The 2,190-nt window shown below is 40.4% G+C and carries 2 protein-coding genes; both read left to right on the forward strand.

Translation table 11 applies throughout. The features are described from left to right. Window positions 1-21: 21 nt before the first annotated feature. On the forward strand, window positions 22-1,533 hold the full coding sequence (locus KCX82_RS22755; RefSeq protein WP_227020728.1) for a sugar ABC transporter ATP-binding protein: 1,512 nt from the start codon (window positions 22-24) through the stop codon (window positions 1,531-1,533). Between the two features lie 25 nt (window positions 1,534-1,558). Beyond that, window positions 1,559-2,190: ABC transporter permease (locus KCX82_RS22760; protein ID WP_227020729.1), on the forward strand; the 632-nt coding region annotated here is incomplete at its 3' end.

The raw sequence follows: 2,190 nt of genomic DNA on the forward strand, positions 1-2,190 counted from the left end.
ATAATTAAGAGGAGATGGCCAATGGAAGAAAAAAATATCCTAGTCATGAAAGACATTGTGAAAACTTTTCCCGGTGTAAAAGCCCTAAAAGGAGTTGACCTCAATGTTAAATATGGAGAAATTCATGCACTAATGGGTGAAAACGGCGCTGGTAAATCTACACTCATGAAATGCTTGATTGGAATTCATCCACCAACATCCGGCCAAATATATTACGAAGGTCAACTGATTGAGAATTATTCAACAGCAGAAGCATTGAAGATGGGTATTGCCATGATTCACCAGGAATTGAGTCCTGTAGAGCACAGATCGATCATGGAAAATATCTGGCTGGGCCGTGAACCGAAGACTAAATTGGGTTTAGTTGATCATAAAAAAATGTATGAAATGACGAAAGAAGTTTTAAAACTTATTGATTTTAATGAAGATCCAAAAACGTTAATGGTTAATTTAACCGTTGCAAAAATGCAAATGATTGAAATCGCAAAGGCACTTTCATATAATGCAAAGCTGATCATTATGGACGAACCAACATCCGCACTGACTAATAAAGAAATTATACAATTATTTTCCATAATGAGAAGGCTTAAAGAGAATGGAAAATCAATAATTTATATTTCACATAAATTAGAAGAGATCTATGAAATCTGTGACAGAATAACCGTTTATCGAGACGGCCAGTATATCGGCGAAGGATCCACCGCGGACATGCAGGTAAATGAGCTTATCAAAATGATGGTAGGCCGTGAAGTCAACGAAATGTTCCCGAAGGTAGCCTGTGAAATCGGTGAAGTAAAAATGGAAGTAAAAGGCCTGTCCTACGGCAAGAAGTTCCAGGATGTTTCCTTTGACGTCAGAAAAGGCGAGATATTGGGAATTGCCGGTCTTGTTGGAGCAGGCAGAACAGAAGTAATTGAAACCATCTTTGGCATTCGGGAAAAATCAGCCGGCCAAATTATTATAGACGGAAAAGAAGTCAAGATACAGACACCCAAGGATGCGAAAGCAAACAAGATGGCACTGCTGACGGAAGACAGACGTGTAACGGGTATTTTCCCTATGCTCTCCGTTTTCCAGAATGTTATCATAGCCAATCTAAAGAAGTATATCAAGAAAAACGGCCTGCTGGATCATAAGACAGCAATCAAAGATACCAATGAATTCGTTGATGCCATCAAAATTAAGACTCCGAGCATCAACCAGAAAATTGAAAACCTAAGCGGCGGTAACCAGCAGAAGGTGCTGGTTGCAAGATGGCTGCTGACAAGTCCTGAAATTCTATTTTTGGATGAACCTACAAGAGGTATCGACGTAGGTGCGAAATCAGAAATTCATCGACTGATTACCAACTTGGCCGGACAAGGCAAATCCATCATCATGGTCTCATCAGAGCTTCCAGAAGTAATGGGAATGAGCGATAGAATTATGATCATGCATGAAGGAAAAGTTACCGGTATCATCGAGAACCATAAAGATTTGACTCAAGAAGAAATCATGACTTATGCTACAGGCCAAGTGCCTAAACTGGCGTAAACCATAATACAAGGAGGATTAGCCAATGACGTCTGATTCAAAGAAATTAATGGACCAAGCACAAGTATCCAATGAAAAAAAGCAAAAAGCCATTGCTCTTATTCAGAAATACGGGATAATATTGGTTCTGTTATTCCTGATTATCGGTATTTCCATTGCGGAACCGAAGTTCTTATCATCAACGAATATATTTAATGTATTGACTCAAAGCTCTATATACGGAATCATGGCATTAGGTATGACATTAGTTATTACATCAAAGGGGATTGACCTTTCCGTAGGTTCCATCCTTGCTTTCTCCGGTGTTGTAGCAGCAAGTCTGGCTCAGGTCAGCACTGCCACCACCTTATATTATCCTGGAATGGGTCAAATGCCTGTTATTGTACCGATCATTGCTGCTGTAGCTATTGGAGCTTTACTCGGCGGAATCAACGGCGGACTGATCGCTTACACAGGAATCCCTGCATTTATTGCTACTCTGGGTATGATGACCATCGCCAGAGGATTTGCGCTGATTTACACCGGCGGTAAACCGGTAAGCCAATTTACACCAGGCATGATGTTCATTGGCAGCAAAGTCGCATCAATCCCTGTTCCTGTTATCGTATACTTAATTATGATCATCATTACCTGGATTCTGCTTGGATACACCAGCTT

The organism is Sinanaerobacter chloroacetimidivorans (assembly GCF_018128545.1).
Lineage (GTDB): Bacteria > Bacillota > Clostridia > Peptostreptococcales > Anaerovoracaceae > Sinanaerobacter > Sinanaerobacter chloroacetimidivorans.